Raw genomic sequence first — 15,291 nt, 5'->3', positions numbered from 1 at the left:
TGGCGCCAAAACGCGCTCAGGTATCGCGCGCCTTAAGACCACGTTTTACGCAGGCCTCAAAATCCGCACCGCGTTTTTCAAAGCTGTCATATTGGTCAAAACTGGCCGCCGCCGGTGCCAGCAGTACGGTATCCCCCTCCTCGGCCTGCGCCATGGCCTGCGCAACGGCCTCCTCCATTGTGGTACAGACTTCCGCCTCAACGCCTTTGAGTTGCATGGCGAAATTGGCTGCCTCCCGCCCGATCACATAGGCTTTCACCACCTGCCCTGTACTGTCCAACAAATCCGTGAGCCCGCCCTCTTTCTCCAAGCCCCCACAGATCCAACGGATGTTCTTGAAAGCCGCAAGAGCTTTTTTGGCGGCATCCACATTGGTTGCCTTGCTGTCATTCACATAGGTCACACCATCTGCTTCCGCGATGATCTGACTACGGTGCGGCAAGCCACCAAAAGAGGCAAAGCCAGCCTCAATCCCCCTTGGCGCCAAGCCAAGCGCACGACAAACCGCATAGGCCGCGCAGGCATTTTGATGATTATGCGCGCCCGGCAGCCCCTTAATGGCGCGCAGATCAATCGCCCCAGCCTGTCGTCCTTTGCGGTATTCACTCAAAAACCCTTTGCGCGCAAAGATATTCCAGCCCGCGCCGGTGAGTTTACGCTCGGTGGAAATACGCATCACCCGATCATCCACCGCACCTTCCGCAAGCTGCCCCGCAAGATAACGCCCCTCGATTTCATCCACGCCGATGATTGCGCGATCCGGGCCACCCTCCGCAAACAGGCGGCGCTTGGCGGCGAAATACCCCCCCATCCCGGCATGACGATCGAGATGGTCCGGGCTCAGGTTGGTGAACACAGCGATGTCCGGCGTCAGGCTGCGGGCCAGATCGGTCTGATAGCTGGACAGTTCCAGCACGATCACATCACCATCCTCTGCCGGATCCAGATCAAGCACGCCGCGCCCGATATTGCCAGCCAGCTGCGTGCGACGCCCGGCCTCAGACAACACATGGTGGATCAGCGCAGAGGTTGTGGATTTCCCATTGGATCCGGTCACGGCGACCACCTTGGGGGGCGTGTCAAACAGCGCCCAGTCCCCGCTCGCAAAAGAGCGGAAGAACAGCCCAATGTCATTGTCCACAGGCACGCCCGCTTCAAGCGCGGCGGCCACCACCGGGTTGGGCGTGGGGTAAAGATGCGGAATGCCGGGGCTCACAATCAAACTGGCCACATCCTCGAAGGCGCCCTGTTTGGAAAGATCTGTGCAGTGAAACCCGTCTGCCATCGCCACATCACGGGCTTTGGGGTTGTCATCCCAACACAGCGCCTCCGCGCCACCGGCCCGCAACGCCCGCGCGGTCGCAAGACCGGAACGGCCCAAGCCCAAAACAGCCACCTTCGCGCCTTCAAAACCCTGTACCGGAATCATGCCCTGTCCCCCAAACTCAACTTGGCCGCACAGTGCCTTTCCCATAGCGGCGACACAAGAGGCGCGCGCCGCAATACATCGTCCTGAGAGGGAGGTGCAACAAGCCTCAAACGTGGCGCACAGAGAAGGACTTGTCCGAAAGCTTTGGGAGTATGGCGAGCAACCGCCAGTCGCAAAAAGCGGCCGAGCCCGTGCATTTGCACGGGCCCGGCCCAAGGTTTTGTGCACAGGCTTGCCTGTGTCTCAAAAGCGCGGGAGCCTGCGCCGCCTGACTCCGCGCCTCAGACTTGGCGCAGGTTTGGCTTAGCGTAGCTTCAGGGTCGCCAGACCAATCATTGCGAGGATCACCGCGATGATCCAGAAGCGGATCACGATCTGCGGCTCTGACCAGCCTTTTTTCTCATAGTGGTGGTGGATCGGTGCCATCAGGAAGACGCGCTTGCCGGTGCGTTTGAAGTAAAACACCTGAATGATCACACTCAGGGCCTCCACAACAAACAGCCCGCCAATGATGCCCAGAACCAACTCATGTTTGGTGGAAACCGCAATCGCCCCCAATGCGCCGCCAAGCGCCAGCGAGCCGGTGTCGCCCATAAACACCGCAGCAGGCGGAGCATTATACCACAGGAACCCAAGTCCGCCGCCGATGAGACCCGCCACAAAAATCAGGATCTCACCGGTGCCCGGCACATAATGTACATCCAGATATTCCGTGAAATCCACGCGCCCCACCGCATAGGCAATCACCCCAAGCGCGCCTGCGGCAATCATCACCGGCATAATCGCAAGCCCATCTAGACCATCTGTGAGGTTCACAGCATTGGCCGCGCCCACCACCACAAACATGGCAAAGGGAATATAGGCCCAGCTCAGATTGATCAGCACTTCTTTGAAGACCGGCACCGCCAGTTGAAGCTGCAACACATCCGGCTGCAGATAGGTGGCCCAAAGCCCGGCCACACCGGCAATCAGAAAGCCCAGCAACAGCCGGATTTTGCCTGATACGCCTTTGGTGTTCTGTTTGGACACCTTCGCATAATCATCGGCAAAGCCGATCAAACCGTAAGACAGGGTCACAAACAGCACGAGCCAGACAAAGCCATTGTCCCAGCGCGCCCAGAGCAATGTCGAGGTCACCAGCGCGCCAACAATCAGCAGCCCGCCCATGGTGGGCGTGCCCGCTTTGGCAAAATGTCCTTCAGGGCCATCATCGCGAATGGGTTGGCCTTTGCCCTGTTTGCGACGCAGCACATTGATCAAGGGCTTGCCAAACAGAAAGCCAAAGATCAGCGCCGTCATGAAGGCGCCGCCAGCGCGGAAAGTGATGTAGCGGAACAGGTTGAAAAAATCACCGCCGTCCGACAGCTCGGTCAGCCAAAATAACATTACGCGTCCTCATTCTTGGATTGCGGAGCGGGATGGCCCAGTTTGCGGATGGCGTCAACCACCTTGGCGAGTGCCATCGACAGGCTGCCTTTGGCCATGATCACGTCCCCAGCATCCACCAAACTCCGCATCTCCGGGACTAGCTCCGCACTTGTGGCGCGCCATTCTCCACGTTTGCTCTCTGGCAGGGCCGCATGCAAATGCTGCATCAGCGGGCCAATACAATGCACAATGTCGATATCTGCCATGGCGGGGTGCGCGGCCAGATCCGCATGCATCTGCGCCTCTTGCGGGCCCAGCTCTTTCATATCGCCAACAATGGCAATGCGCCGCCCCTGTCCGATACGCCCGACATTGTAGTGTACCTCTGCCGCCGCCAGCACCTCTAACGCCGCTCCCATACTGGTGGGGTTGGCATTGTAAGCTTCGTCAATCAGCTCAAGGCTGCGCTCTGTCTCCACCGGATCCAGCACAACAGTCTCACGCGTTCCGCGCCCTTTAAAAGGGCTCCAGCGGCCCAAATCTGCGACGGCCAGCGCCAAATCTGCGCCAAGCGCCTCAACCGCGGCAAGCGCACCAAGGGCGTTCATGGCAAAGTGACGCCCCGCACTTTGCACTTTGAACAGCAAAGGCGCATCAGCATGCACAGCACGCGCTACGGTGACATTTCCCTGAAGCGTGACCTCTTCCAGACGCCAGTCAGTGGACCGCTCTCCGAAAGAGCAGATACGCCCCTCAATGTCCTTGCTCCGCGCTTGAGCCTGCGCCATCAAAACCTCGGCGGTGTCCACATCTGCATTGACAACGGCCACGCCCGCAGGCTCCAGCCCGTCAAAAATCGCCGCCTTTTCCCGCGCGATGCCTGACACATCGTCAAAAGCTTCCAGATGCACAGCCGCCACAGTGGTCACCAGTGCCACATGGGGGCGCGCCATCTGGGCAAGCGGCGAAATCTCTCCGGGGTGGTTCATGCCAATCTCGATGACCGCAAAGTCGCTGTCTTTCGGCATCCGAGCCAAAGTAAGCGGCACCCCCCAATGATTGTTGTAGCTTGCCACAGAAGCATGGGTTTTGCCCTGCGCCGCAAGCATGGCGCGCAGCATTTCTTTGGTGGAGGTTTTGCCAACAGATCCCGTCACGGCCACAACACGGGCCTCTGTGCGTGCCCGACCGGCCCGCCCCAATGCTTCCAACCCGCGCAGCACATCCTCAACCAGCAAGAGTGGCGCATCCCCGGCCACGCCCGCAGGCACACGGGACACCAACGCCGCCGCTGCGCCCTGCTCTAGAGCTTGCGCCACAAAATCATGCCCGTCCCGCGCCGCTTTAAGGGCGACAAACAAATCACCGGGCTGAAGCGTGCGCGTGTCAATGGAAATGCCCGTACATTCCCAGGCAGTTGTGGCGGTACCACCCGTGGCCTGCGCGGCCTCTGCTGCTGTCCAAAGTGTCATGCCAGCCCCCCATCCAGCGCAGCGACCGCAACGCTGGCCTGTTCACAATCATCAAAAGGCAGCACATCTTCGCCGATGATCTGCCCGCTTTCATGGCCTTTACCGGCGATCAACAGCGTGTCCCCCGGCCCAAGCGCATCCACGCCGCGCAGAATGGCCTCCGCACGATCCCCAACCTCAGTTGCGCCGGGCGCGCCGCCCATCACCGCCGCGCGGATCAGCGCCGGATCTTCTGTGCGCGGGTTATCGTCGGTGACAAAAACCACATCGGCATTTTCTGCCGCAGCCTGCCCCATCAACGGACGTTTGACCGCATCCCGGTCGCCGCCCGCCCCCACAATCACAATCAACCGGCCCATCACATGGGGCCGCATGGCCTTCAGCGCAGTGGCAACTGCATCAGGCGTATGGGCATAATCCACAAAAACCGCTGCACCATTAGCGCGTGTCGCGGCCAGCTGCATCCGCCCGCGCACACCTTTGAGATCGCCCAGCACTTCAAACACCCGCTCCGGCTCTGCGCCACAGGCAATGGCAAGGCCTGCGGCAAGCAAGACATTCTCTGCCTGAAAACCGCCCAGCAGGTTGAGACGCGCCTGATAAGCTTTACCACGGAAGCTGAAGCGAATGTCCTGGCCGGTGGCATCAAACCGTTGCGCCATAAGCGCCAGATCAGCCTCTCCCTTGCCCACCGTCAGCACACCCTGCCCACGGCCGCCCGCGATCATCGCCATATCGAGCCCGCGCGGATCATCTATATTGATCACTGCGGTGCCTTCCTCGGGCAACACCCGTGCAAACAGCCCCGCTTTCGCATTGAAATAGTCCTCAAAGCTTGCGTGGTAATCCAGATGGTCCTGCGTGAAATTGGTGAAACCTGCGGCTTTGAGCTGAACACCATCAAGGCGGCATTGCGCCAATCCATGCGACGAGGCTTCCATCGCGCCAAAACCAATCCCCGCCTCAGCCGCCGCCGCCAATGTGCGATGCAAGGTGATCGGCTCTGGCGTGGTATGATTGAGCGGCGCGGTAAAATCGCCTTCCACCCCCGTGGTGCCAAGATTAACCGCCTCCAGCCCCATCAACTGCCAGATCATCCGCAGAAAGGTTGCCACGGAGGTTTTGCCATTTGTGCCAGTCACCGCTGCCATGATGCCGGGTTGCGCGCCAAAGAAGAGCGCAGAGGTATAGGCGAGCGCCTGACGGGGGTCTTCTGCAATCACCAGTGCAGCATCACTGGCCGCCAGCTCCTGCTCGGCGATTTTGGCGCCTGCTGCATCGGTGAGAATAGCAGCAGCGCCCAAACGCAGAGCAAATTGAATAAACGTGCCACCATGCACACGGGTGCCCGGCAGGGCCGCAAAGAGGAATCCCTCCTTCACATCGCGGCTATCTACAGCAAGACCCGTAATATCTGGACTAGCACCCGCAAGGGCCGTCAGGCCCAAATCTGAAAGCTTCTTTGTGCCTGCTGCCATCGAGAGTTCCGCCCTTATTCGGCTTGGTTAGTTTGATGTCAGCGTTATATCAGCCAATGGCGCGGGTTCAACTTCCGGACGCAAGCCCAAGAGCGGAGCCACGCGCGCGATCATTTCGGCGGCAACCGGGACGGCTGTCCAACCCGCCGTGCGGCGCGGCTCATCGCCTGTGGTTTCCACAGGCTCATCCAGCGACAGGATCAGCACATATTTTGGCGCATGGGAAGGAAACATCGCCGCAAATGTGGCGATCACCTTGTCTTCATAATACCCACGCCCATTTTCCAGCGGCTTATCGGCCGTGCCGGTTTTGCCACCGACCGCATAACCCGGCACCTCACCAAAGGAGGCGGTGCCTTCGCTCACCACTTTACGCAGCATCAACCGGGACGCCTCCGCACTGGCCGCCGTCATCACGCGCGGCCCCACGACCGCCTCCGCCTGCTTCAAGATGGTGGGCGTCACCCGTGTGCCACCATTTGCAATCGCCGCATACCCTGCCGCCAGATGCAGCGGGCTTGCCGACATGCCATGACCGTATGAAATGGTCATGGTGGACAGTTCAGACCAGTTCTTAGGCAACAATGGCTGCGCCCCGCCCGCCTCAACCAACTCCACCGGAGTGGGCTTGAAGAAACCGAGACTCTGCAGGAACTCCTGTTGGCGCGCAGCGCCAATCAACTGTGCAAGACGCGCGGTGCCAATATTGGACGATTTCACAATCACCTTGGTCAGGGTGAGCTGCGCGCCATAGTTGCGGAAGTCTCGAATGCGGAATTTCCCCCACCGCAGCGGTCCCGCTGTGTCGATTTTTGTTTCCGGATTGGCCAGCCCCAGCTCCATAGACTGCGCCGCCGTGAAAATCTTGAAGGTGGAGCCCAGCTCATACAGCCCCTGTACCGCACGGTTGAACAGCGGGCTGTCTGCCGCCTGCCCCTGCACCGGCGGGCGGGGACGATTGTTGGGGTCAAAATCTGGCAGGCTGACCATCGAAATAATCTCGCCTGTGTGCACATCCATCAGCACCGAGCTGGCACCCTTGGCATTCATCAGCTTCATACCGCCAAACAGCACGCGCTCTGCGGCGGCCTGCACTGTCAAGTCAATCGACAGCGTCAACGCCTTATCCCCATTGACAGGATCACGCAGACTCTCATCGAAATACTTCTCAACGCCCGCCACGCCGATCAGCTCGGCGTCATGCACATCTTCCTTGCCAAAGCTTGCGCCCCCCAGAATATGTGCGGCCAACCGCCCATTGGGATAGAGGCGCATTTCCCGACGCCCAAACAACAGCCCCGGCTCACCGATGTCATGCACCGCCTGCTGCTGCTCTGGGCTGATCTTTTTCTTGATCCAGAGGAATTTTCGCTTTCCTGTGAAGTCTTTAATCAGGCGTTCCTCATCCAGATCCGGGAAGATCACCGCCAGTTCTTTGGCGGCGCGCTCCTTGTCGATCATGTGATGGGGCTGCGCGTAGAGCGCATGGGTTTCAAGGTTCGTCGCCAGAATACGCCCATGCCGATCCACAATATCGGCCCGTTCGGCCTGAATGCGACTACCGGCATAGCTCGTGCGCGGTTCTACCGCTTCGGACATGCTCACCACGCCCATCCGCGCGCCCACCGTGACAAAAGCCCCGGTAAAGAGCACCGCCATAATCAAGAGGCGCCCTTCGGCACGCGCGCGCGATTTATTGCGCATGTCCTCATGGCGAGCGCGTTTGTTGGCACGCTCAATGCTGTCTGGGTTTTCGCCCGCAGTGCGCGCATGCAGAATGGAAGCCAAAGGGCGCAGCGGCTTGCGGATCATGGCAGTTGCTCCTCTGCTGAGACCTCAACTGCATTCTCAAAGGTAATCGGCCCATCAAAGACAGGATCGGCCGCCGGGTAAGCGACCTGCTCAACGCGCCCAAACTGATCAGGGCGCAGCGGCAGAAGCTGCAGATCATTATAGTTGATTTCCGCCAAATCCCGCAGGCGATCCGGGCGGTTGAGATAAGCCCATTCTGCCCGCAACACCGCCAGACGCGCCCGCGCATCGCCAATTTCACGCTGCAGGCGTTCGGTTTCCCCGATCATTGCCTGCGTGCGATAATTTTCCTGATAGGCCCAGACTGACAAGGCAATCACCATACCCGCGGCCAACACAAACAACACGCCTCGCATCACTTATGTCCTTTCAGCATGGGCATCCCAATCGCCTTCCCGGCAATGTCACCGGCAGGGGCATCCGTGCGCCGTGCCACCCGCAGCTTAGCTGAGCGAGCACGCGGGTTGTCCTCCAGCTCCTCAGGATCCGGACCAACAGCCTTGCGCGTGATCAGTTCAAAAGCAGGTTTTTCCTGTTCCGTCTCAGGTGCATAGCGGTTCACATTGCCTGCCTTGCCAGCACGGCTCTGCAAGAAGCGTTTCACCATGCGATCTTCGACCGAATGAAAGGTCACAACAGCCAAAAGCCCACCAGGCTTCAAGGCGCGCTCCGCCGCCATCAAGCCGCGAAACAACTCGCCGTATTCGTCGTTCACCGCAATACGCAGCGCTTGGAAGCTGCGTGTCGCGGGATGGCTTTGCCCCGGTTTTGGTCGCGGCAGACACCCCTCGACGATCTCCGCCAGACGCAGGGTTGTGGTGATCGGCGCCGCAGTACGCTCGCGTACAATCGCCTTGGCAATCCGCCGGCTGGCACGCTCCTCACCATATTGGTAGATGATATCCGCCAGATCCGCTTCGGCGGCCTCATTCACAAGATCGGCTGCGGACGGCCCATCTTGGCTCATCCGCATGTCGAGCGGCCCATCTTTCATGAAAGAAAAGCCACGCTCCGCCAGATCAAGCTGCATGGAGCTGACGCCAAGATCCAGAACCACACCGTCCAGATCCTGCGCATAGTCATCCATTTTGGAGAAAACACCGGCCACCAGTTCGATCTGCTCGCCATAGCCTCCCACCCATGGGGCGGCCATCTCAAAAGCCAGGGGATCTCGATCAACGCCGTAGACTTTGCTGGCACCCGCCTCAATCAGGCCACGGGTATACCCCCCCGCCCCAAAGGTGCCATCGAGCCAGCGCCCCGCCACCGGCGCAACTTCGCGCAGCAAAGGCGCAAGCAAAACCGGAATGTGAGGGCGTTTGGCGGTGTCGTCAGAAGTCGCCATAATCAGAACCCCTCGTCTCCATCCAGATAAATCGACGGATCGACATCCGGATCAAAATCCTCATCTGCCTCAAGCGCATTGATCGCGTCATAGGCATCCGGGGTCCAGATCTCAAAGGTGTCACCCTTACCGGCGAAAACCGCCATATCCGTCAGGCCAATCTTGTCACGCTGCTCTTTGGGCAGCACCACACGTCCGGTTTCATCCACCGCCGCATCAATCGACTGCGTGAGATAAAGGTTGGAAAGCGCCTGCCTTTTTTTGCTGCCCCGGGGCATTTTCATGATGCGGCCAACCACATCATTCATCGCCTCAACCGTGAAACATTCCAGATAGTCGCGGGTCTTACCGCCATAAACAATCACGAGGTTCGGGTTTGCACCGCTCTTCCACTCGGGGTCTCCTGCTTCAAGCACACGGCGAAACTTGGCCGGAATCGACATCCGTCCCTTCGTATCCACCTTGTTACGGCTCTCGCCGCGAAACATGAGCGCCACTGCCTATGGCCCTTTCAACACTGTTGTCCAAACCCCTTTTGAGAGGCTGGAAGCGAAACGGCGGATTGATCTGCTGCCACTGATCAATCCGCCGCCCTCGTCCCGCTTTTTGCGGGTAGTCCAGTTGCGCGTGCCACCTGGGGGGATGTTCTGCTCGCCCACGCACCGGATCTCTTTTTTTCGATGAAAGCGGGCGCCTGTATGAAACCTGACTTGGAATTTGAGGTCTTAGCGCCTCGTTTGTTCCCGTCCTCATCGTGGAACTAGGGATGCCATGGGAATTTATGGAAATCAAGCGGCAAATTTCCATATAGAGTCCAGATCTAGTTTTCCACAGCCCCTCAAAACAAGATGTGGACAAAATATTTCAACCCAAAAGCACAATATGTTGATCAAAATTGCACAAGCAATACAAAATAAACGTCACACTTTGAAAAATAAGCAAATCCCAAAAAATCCCAAACTTTTCCCCATGAAGACCCACGACCGCTGCAAAACGCAGCTCCGAACACCTCTAAATCAGTAGATTTCCCACGTATACCCACCCGATTCGCAGCGAGGCGCCCACCAACAGGCAAAAGTTCCCAAACTTTCCCACCCCCCTCAGGACAGCCCAACGCCACAGCCAACCGCCACACCATGATCGCGACGCAATCATGGCTAACGCGAAGTTAAGAAATACCCGCTAAGGTGAGAGAAGCCTTGGCCTGCTTTGCAACGATGGCTAGGGTGAAACTGTCTTTGATACGACACTGGAGAATTTCCATGGGCTTGCTTGCCCCATCCGCCACAACGGCCATGATCCGCAAAGCTGAAAAAGCGGGCAAGGACATGCAGTTTGCGGCCCTGCCCTATCGCATCAAGAAAAACAAAGTTCAGGTCCTCCTGATCACGTCACGCGGCACACGGCAGTGGCTCCTCCCCAAGGGCTGGCCCATGACAGGCATCAAACCCCACAAGGCCGCGGCGCAGGAAGCTTGGGAAGAAGCAGGCGTGATTGGCCACGCACATAAACACGGGCTGGGCAAATATCGCTACCGCAAGGAGCGTGGCCCCCGCACTGGCCTGAAGATCCGCGTGATGGTCTTCCCACTTGAGGTGCGCAAACTCGCAACTCACTTCCCCGAAGCCGGACAACGCGACCGGATCTGGCTCTCCCCCAAGAAAGCCGCCAAACGGATCCGAAACCCAGAATTGGCCGAGTTGGTGCGCAATTTTGATCACAAGAAGCTTCTGCACTAAGCCAAGACACCTCAGCTTTACGAGACGCCACCGAGATTGCTTGATCCCACCTCGCGACGGACATATGTTTCCACGGTCTCCGGGACATCCTTTTTCTTATCACGGCTCACAGACGCAAGCGGATGATCAACTACACTCTGAAATGCTCAAACGACCACCGCTTTGACAGCTGGTTTCAATCCGCTGCCGCATTTGACAAGCTCAAAGCCGCCGGCATGGTGGCCTGCGCAATTTGTGGCGACACTGATGTGCAAAAGGCCATGATGGCACCACGCGTGCGACCAGCAAGGTCCGCCGCAGTCAAGCCATCCACCCCGCCTCAGGATGTCAGCGCCGCGAAGGAAGACACCACCGCCGCAGAATCTGGCGGGCCGCTGTCCACAGCCACCTCGCCCCAAGAACAGGCCCTGAAAGATCTGCGCGCCCATGTTGAGGCCAACTCAGACTATGTCGGCAAAGATTTTGCCAGCGAGGCCCGCGCCATGCATGAAGGCACCGCACCAGAGCGCGCCATCTATGGTGAGGCAAAACTGGAAGACGCCAAAGCCCTCCTGGACGAAGGCGTACCTGTCGCCCCCCTGCCTTTCAATATTGGGCGCAAAACCAACTGATCCCATGCGTCCAAGACGCAGCTCGCGCCGCACCTGGCACGTCCATTGCCACCCCTGCGGCTCGCGCCAGGCCACCCAGACAAAACTTCATTTGACCCCAAATATCCCGGGGAGGAGGTCCACATATGTGGACCGGAGGGGCTGGCCCCTCACCTTCCGATGACGACCATTGCAATCCGCCTTGCTTAATGCATGGCAAACGCGTAAACCCGCCTGCGACTTACGACCAAAGGACGCGCCATGCCCGTACTTGTGATGAAATTCGGCGGCACCTCTGTGGCCAACCTCGACCGCATACGCCGCGCCGCCAAACGTGTTGGCGTTGAGGTGGCCAAAGGCTACGATGTGATTGTCATCGTGTCCGCCATGTCTGGCGAGACAAACAAGCTTGTGGGCTATGTCGATGAGACCTCGCCCCTCTATGACGCGCGCGAATATGATGCTGTTGTCAGCTCCGGGGAAAACGTCACCGCAGGGCTGATGGCGCTTACACTGCAGGAAATGGACGTGCCCGCACGCAGCTGGCAGGGGTGGCAGGTGCCACTCAAAACCACATCTGCCCACAGCCAGGCGCGTATTGAAGAGATTCCGACCGACAACATCAACGCCAAATTTGGTGAAGGCATGCGTGTCGCCGTTGTAGCAGGATTTCAAGGCATTTCTGAAGAAGGCCGCATCACCACACTGGGGCGCGGTGGCTCCGATACCACAGCTGTTGCTTTTGCTGCCGCCTTTGATGCGGAACGTTGCGACATCTACACCGATGTTGACGGGGTCTACACAACCGACCCCCGCGTCTGCCAAAAAGCCCGCAAGCTCGACAAAATCGCTTTTGAAGAGATGCTGGAACTGGCCAGTCTTGGCGCCAAAGTCCTGCAGACCCGCTCCGTTGAACTGGCGATGCGCTACAAGGTTAAACTGCGCGTACTGAGCTCTTTTGAAGAACAATCTGACGAGGCAGGCACTCTGGTCTGCGATGAGGAAGAAATCATGGAATCCAACGTCGTCTCCGGCGTCGCCTTTTCCCGCGACGAAGCCAAAATGACCCTGCTGTCCGTGGCAGACCGCCCCGGCATCGCCTCCATTATTTTTGGCTGCCTGTCCGACGCGGGCGTCAATGTGGACATGATCGTGCAGAATATCTCCGAAGATGGCCGCACCGACATGACCTACTCCCTGCCGACCGATCAGGTGAAGCGCGCAGATCAGGCGCTGGCAGAGCTGAAATCTTCCGGCGGCTTGAACTTTGCAGAACTGGTGATCGACGAAGACGTGGCCAAAGTCTCCGTTGTGGGCATCGGAATGCGCAGCCAATCGGGCGTTGCCGCCAAGATGTTCAAAGTGCTGTCAGATGAAGGCATCAACATCAAGGTTATCACCACCTCGGAGATCAAAATCTCTGTATTGGTCGATCGCAAATATCTGGAGCTGGCGGTGCAAGCCCTCCACGATGCGTTTGAACTCGAAAAAGCGTAATCACATCCCAGATTACGACAGATCAGCCCGCCTCTGGCGGGCTTTTTTACAGGCATCGTCTTGCGCCCGCACAGCACCATAAGAACTTACGCGAGCCGATAGCGCGAAAAACAACCTTGAGCAGTCACCGCACATCTGGCTGCAAATTGGGTCAGGTCTTCCGGACCCCATGGTTGCCAAATTGATCAAAAGACACGCAAATTTCCGCGTGTACAGCAAATTAACGCCAAGTGAGCGCGCATAAACCGTTTTGCTTTTACACAGGGTGTGATCTATTCGCTGCAGGGAGAGACAATCGAGGACCGCAGCTTTTATGGCGCAAGACACCCAGACCGAAAGCCGCAAATTGCTCGGGCGGCTCAGAGACGCTTTGGCCGAAGACAGCGCAGGTCAGGAACGGCTCGATAAAATCACCCATCTTATTGCGACCTCAATGGGCACGGAAGTCTGTTCGATTTACCTGTTTCGTGACGATGAAACCCTAGAGCTTTGCGCAACCGAAGGTCTGAACGCAGCTGCGGTTCACCAGACCCGTCTGCGCGTTGGCGAAGGTCTTGTGGGGCGTGTGGCGCGCAACTCCAAAGTCGTCAACACGGATGACGCCCCCTCAGCCAAAGGGTTCCGCTACATGCCGGAAACGGGCGAGGAAATCTACTCCAGCTTCTGCGGCGTGCCGGTCCAGCGGCTGGGGGACAATCTTGGCGTGCTTGTGGTCCAATCCAAAGACAAACGGATCTTCTCTCAGGATGAGATCTACGCGCTGGAAGTGGTCGCCATGGTGCTGGCCGAAATGACTGAACTGGGCGCGTTTGTCGGCGAAGGTGCCGCGATGAGCGCGCTGCATCAGCAATCTGAAATGTTTCGGGGCACATCAGGGCAGGAAGGTGCCTCGGAAGGTCACGTTTGGCTGCATGAACCTCGGGTTGTCGTGACCAATCCGGTGGCAGACGATCCGGATGTGGAACTGGCCCGCCTGACCGAAGCGGTAGAAGAGCTGCGTGTGGGCGTCGACAAAATGCTCGACGGAGCCAAACGGGGTGACAAAGAACAGCTTGACGTGCTCGAAGCCTACCGGATGTTTGCCAATTCCAAAGGCTGGATGCGCCGGATGGAACAGGACATCGCACGTGGCCTGTCTGCGGAAGCTGCAGTGGAAATGGAACAGTCTGCGGCGCGGGCTCGTATGGAACAGGTGACTGATTCCTACCTGCGCGAACGCCTGCATGACCTTGATGACCTGTCAAATCGCCTCTTGCGCATCCTGACCGGACAAGGGGCCGAGACCGGTGCGGAAATGCCCACAGATCCTATTCTGATCGCGCGTAACATCGGCCCCGGCGAATTGCTGGAATATGGCCGTAAACTCAAGGGCATTGTGTTGGAAGAGGGCTCTGTTGGCAGCCACGCCGCCATCGTGGCCCGCGCGCTTGCGATCCCTTTGGTCATACACGCAGATAAAGTCACAACCGAGGCTCTAAACGGGGATCACATCATGGTCGACGGGGATCAGGGCATCGTGCACCTGCGCCCGGACGATACCGTGGTCACGGCCTTCAGGGATAAGATCGCCATGGCGGCACAGGCACAGGAACGCTACGCCTCTATCCGCGACAAAGCGGCTGAAAGCTTGGATGGTACAGTCATCCACCTGCACATGAATGCCGGATTGATGGCGGATTTGCCCTCTCTGTCCACCTCTGGTGCAGAAGGCGTTGGTCTGTTTCGCACAGAACTGCAATTTCTGATCCGCAACCAGATGCCAAAACGGACTGAACTGGCACAGCTATATGCCCGGGTGATGGATGCCGCAGAGGACAAACGCGTGGTATTTCGCACGCTGGACATCGGCTCTGACAAAGTGCTGCCCTACATGGCGCCTCAGGATGAACCCAATCCGGCGCTTGGCTGGCGCGCGGTCCGCGTGGCCTTGGACAAACCCGGCGTGATGCGCATGCAGTTGCAGGCGCTTCTGCGCGCGGCCAATGGGCGCGCACTCACCATCATGTTCCCCTTCATCGCACAGTATGAAGAATACACAGCCGCCCGGGCCGAAGTGGACAAGGCCATTGAGCGCGAAAAAATTCTCGGGCATCCACTGCCCTCAGAAATCGAAGTTGGGGCGATGCTGGAAACCCCGTCTTTGGGCTTTGCGCCCAAGAAGTTTTATGAAGAGGTGGATTTCCTCTCCATCGGCGGCAACGATCTGAAACAATTCTTCTTCGCCGCGGATCGCGAAAATGAGCGGGTGCGCCGTCGCTATGACACGCTCAACGTCAGCTTCCTCACCTTCCTGGAAGGCATTGTGAACCGCTGTGTCGACACGGGCACCCCCCTGAGCTTCTGCGGAGAAGACGCAGGGCGTCCCATTGAGGCGGTCTGTCTCGCAGCTATGGGGCTGCGCAGCCTTTCCATGCGCCCCGCCTCCATTGGCCCGGTCAAAAGCCTGATCCGGCGGGTCAACCTCTCAGAACTGCGCGATGTGATACATGCGGCGCGCGAACGTGGGGATCAATCTGTAAGGCCGGCGGTGATGGAGTATCTGCGCAACAGCTGATGGCCCT

12 protein-coding genes are annotated in these 15,291 nt (G+C 58.5%); 4 read left to right on the top strand and 8 right to left on the bottom strand.

The genetic code is table 11. The features are described 5' to 3' along the window. Nucleotides 1–16: 16 nt before the first annotated feature. From murD to mraZ, 8 genes are all read right to left on the bottom strand, one after another. Nucleotides 17–1,429 (bottom strand): UDP-N-acetylmuramoyl-L-alanine--D-glutamate ligase, encoded by a 1,413-nt coding sequence (gene murD / locus J7382_RS07700; protein WP_209068492.1) that lies wholly within the window; start codon nucleotides 1,427–1,429, stop codon nucleotides 17–19. Nucleotides 1,430–1,732: 303 nt separating this feature from the next. Then, nucleotides 1,733–2,815, bottom strand: a complete 1,083-nt coding sequence (gene mraY / locus J7382_RS07695) for a phospho-N-acetylmuramoyl-pentapeptide-transferase (RefSeq protein WP_058240083.1) — start codon at nucleotides 2,813–2,815, stop codon at nucleotides 1,733–1,735. Next, on the bottom strand, nucleotides 2,815–4,269 hold the full coding sequence (murF, locus tag J7382_RS07690) for a UDP-N-acetylmuramoyl-tripeptide--D-alanyl-D-alanine ligase (protein ID WP_209068491.1): 1,455 nt from the start codon (nucleotides 4,267–4,269) through the stop codon (nucleotides 2,815–2,817). Before murF ends, mraY begins: the two co-directional genes overlap by 1 nt. Continuing rightward, the gene (locus J7382_RS07685; protein WP_209068490.1) at nucleotides 4,266–5,747 is read right to left on the bottom strand and encodes a UDP-N-acetylmuramoyl-L-alanyl-D-glutamate--2,6-diaminopimelate ligase; all 1,482 of its coding nucleotides are present in this window, start codon (nucleotides 5,745–5,747) and stop codon (nucleotides 4,266–4,268) included. The genes murF and J7382_RS07685 overlap by 4 nt, the downstream gene beginning before the upstream one ends. A gap of 27 nt (nucleotides 5,748–5,774) precedes the next feature. Next, a complete protein-coding gene (locus J7382_RS07680) occupies nucleotides 5,775–7,559 on the bottom strand; it encodes a penicillin-binding protein 2 (protein ID WP_209068489.1) in 1,785 nt (594 codons plus the stop codon). Beyond that, on the bottom strand, nucleotides 7,556–7,915 hold the full coding sequence (locus tag J7382_RS07675) for a cell division protein FtsL (RefSeq protein WP_209068488.1): 360 nt from the start codon (nucleotides 7,913–7,915) through the stop codon (nucleotides 7,556–7,558). The genes J7382_RS07680 and J7382_RS07675 overlap by 4 nt, the downstream gene beginning before the upstream one ends. Beyond that, nucleotides 7,915–8,904: a 16S rRNA (cytosine(1402)-N(4))-methyltransferase RsmH gene (gene rsmH, locus J7382_RS07670; protein WP_209068487.1), complete on the bottom strand. Its 990-nt coding sequence runs from the start codon at nucleotides 8,902–8,904 to the stop codon at nucleotides 7,915–7,917. The genes J7382_RS07675 and rsmH overlap by 1 nt, the downstream gene beginning before the upstream one ends. Before the next feature lie 2 nt (nucleotides 8,905–8,906). Further along, nucleotides 8,907–9,392 (bottom strand): division/cell wall cluster transcriptional repressor MraZ, encoded by a 486-nt coding sequence (mraZ, locus tag J7382_RS07665; RefSeq protein WP_144432582.1) that lies wholly within the window; start codon nucleotides 9,390–9,392, stop codon nucleotides 8,907–8,909. Between the two features lie 774 nt (nucleotides 9,393–10,166). Here mraZ and J7382_RS07660 point away from each other — a divergent pair. The 4 genes from J7382_RS07660 to ptsP all read left to right on the top strand — a co-directional run bounded on the left by J7382_RS07660 (nucleotide 10,167) and on the right by ptsP (nucleotide 15,284). Next, nucleotides 10,167–10,643: an NUDIX hydrolase gene (locus J7382_RS07660; protein WP_247744904.1), complete on the top strand. Its 477-nt coding sequence runs from the start codon at nucleotides 10,167–10,169 to the stop codon at nucleotides 10,641–10,643. Between the two features lie 122 nt (nucleotides 10,644–10,765). Further along, nucleotides 10,766–11,254, top strand: coding sequence for a DUF1178 family protein (locus J7382_RS07655; RefSeq protein WP_209068486.1), 489 nt, complete (start codon nucleotides 10,766–10,768; stop codon nucleotides 11,252–11,254). Between the two features lie 240 nt (nucleotides 11,255–11,494). Next, nucleotides 11,495–12,730, top strand: coding sequence for an aspartate kinase (locus J7382_RS07650; RefSeq protein ID WP_209068485.1), 1,236 nt, complete (start codon nucleotides 11,495–11,497; stop codon nucleotides 12,728–12,730). 313 nt (nucleotides 12,731–13,043) lie between these two features. After that, complete coding sequence (gene ptsP, locus J7382_RS07645; protein WP_209068484.1) at nucleotides 13,044–15,284, top strand: phosphoenolpyruvate--protein phosphotransferase; 2,241 nt, start codon at nucleotides 13,044–13,046, stop codon at nucleotides 15,282–15,284. Nucleotides 15,285–15,291 lie beyond the last annotated feature (7 nt).

The sequence above is a fragment of the Shimia sp. R11_0 genome, assembly GCF_017744035.1.
Taxonomy (GTDB): domain Bacteria; phylum Pseudomonadota; class Alphaproteobacteria; order Rhodobacterales; family Rhodobacteraceae; genus Shimia; species Shimia marina.
This window is presented reverse-complemented; position numbering and strand designations above follow the sequence as displayed.

What these genes read in the sequence shown, in the direction of transcription:
- murD (WP_209068492.1), bottom strand. Translation starts at nt 1,429, where the DNA reads ATGATTCCGGTACAGGGTTTTGAAGGCGCGAAGGTGGCTGTTTTGGGC.
- mraY (WP_058240083.1), bottom strand. Translation starts at nt 2,815, where the DNA reads ATGTTATTTTGGCTGACCGAGCTGTCGGACGGCGGTGATTTTTTCAAC.
- murF (WP_209068491.1), bottom strand. Translation starts at nt 4,269, where the DNA reads ATGACACTTTGGACAGCAGCAGAGGCCGCGCAGGCCACGGGTGGTACC.
- J7382_RS07685 (WP_209068490.1), bottom strand. Translation starts at nt 5,747, where the DNA reads ATGGCAGCAGGCACAAAGAAGCTTTCAGATTTGGGCCTGACGGCCCTT.
- J7382_RS07680 (WP_209068489.1), bottom strand. Translation starts at nt 7,559, where the DNA reads ATGATCCGCAAGCCGCTGCGCCCTTTGGCTTCCATTCTGCATGCGCGC.
- J7382_RS07675 (WP_209068488.1), bottom strand. Translation starts at nt 7,915, where the DNA reads ATGCGAGGCGTGTTGTTTGTGTTGGCCGCGGGTATGGTGATTGCCTTG.
- rsmH (WP_209068487.1), bottom strand. Translation starts at nt 8,904, where the DNA reads ATGGCGACTTCTGACGACACCGCCAAACGCCCTCACATTCCGGTTTTG.
- mraZ (WP_144432582.1), bottom strand. Translation starts at nt 9,392, where the DNA reads ATGTTTCGCGGCGAGAGCCGTAACAAGGTGGATACGAAGGGACGGATG.
- J7382_RS07660 (WP_247744904.1), top strand. Translation starts at nt 10,167, where the DNA reads ATGGGCTTGCTTGCCCCATCCGCCACAACGGCCATGATCCGCAAAGCT.
- J7382_RS07655 (WP_209068486.1), top strand. Translation starts at nt 10,766, where the DNA reads ATGATCAACTACACTCTGAAATGCTCAAACGACCACCGCTTTGACAGC.
- J7382_RS07650 (WP_209068485.1), top strand. Translation starts at nt 11,495, where the DNA reads ATGCCCGTACTTGTGATGAAATTCGGCGGCACCTCTGTGGCCAACCTC.
- ptsP (WP_209068484.1), top strand. Translation starts at nt 13,044, where the DNA reads ATGGCGCAAGACACCCAGACCGAAAGCCGCAAATTGCTCGGGCGGCTC.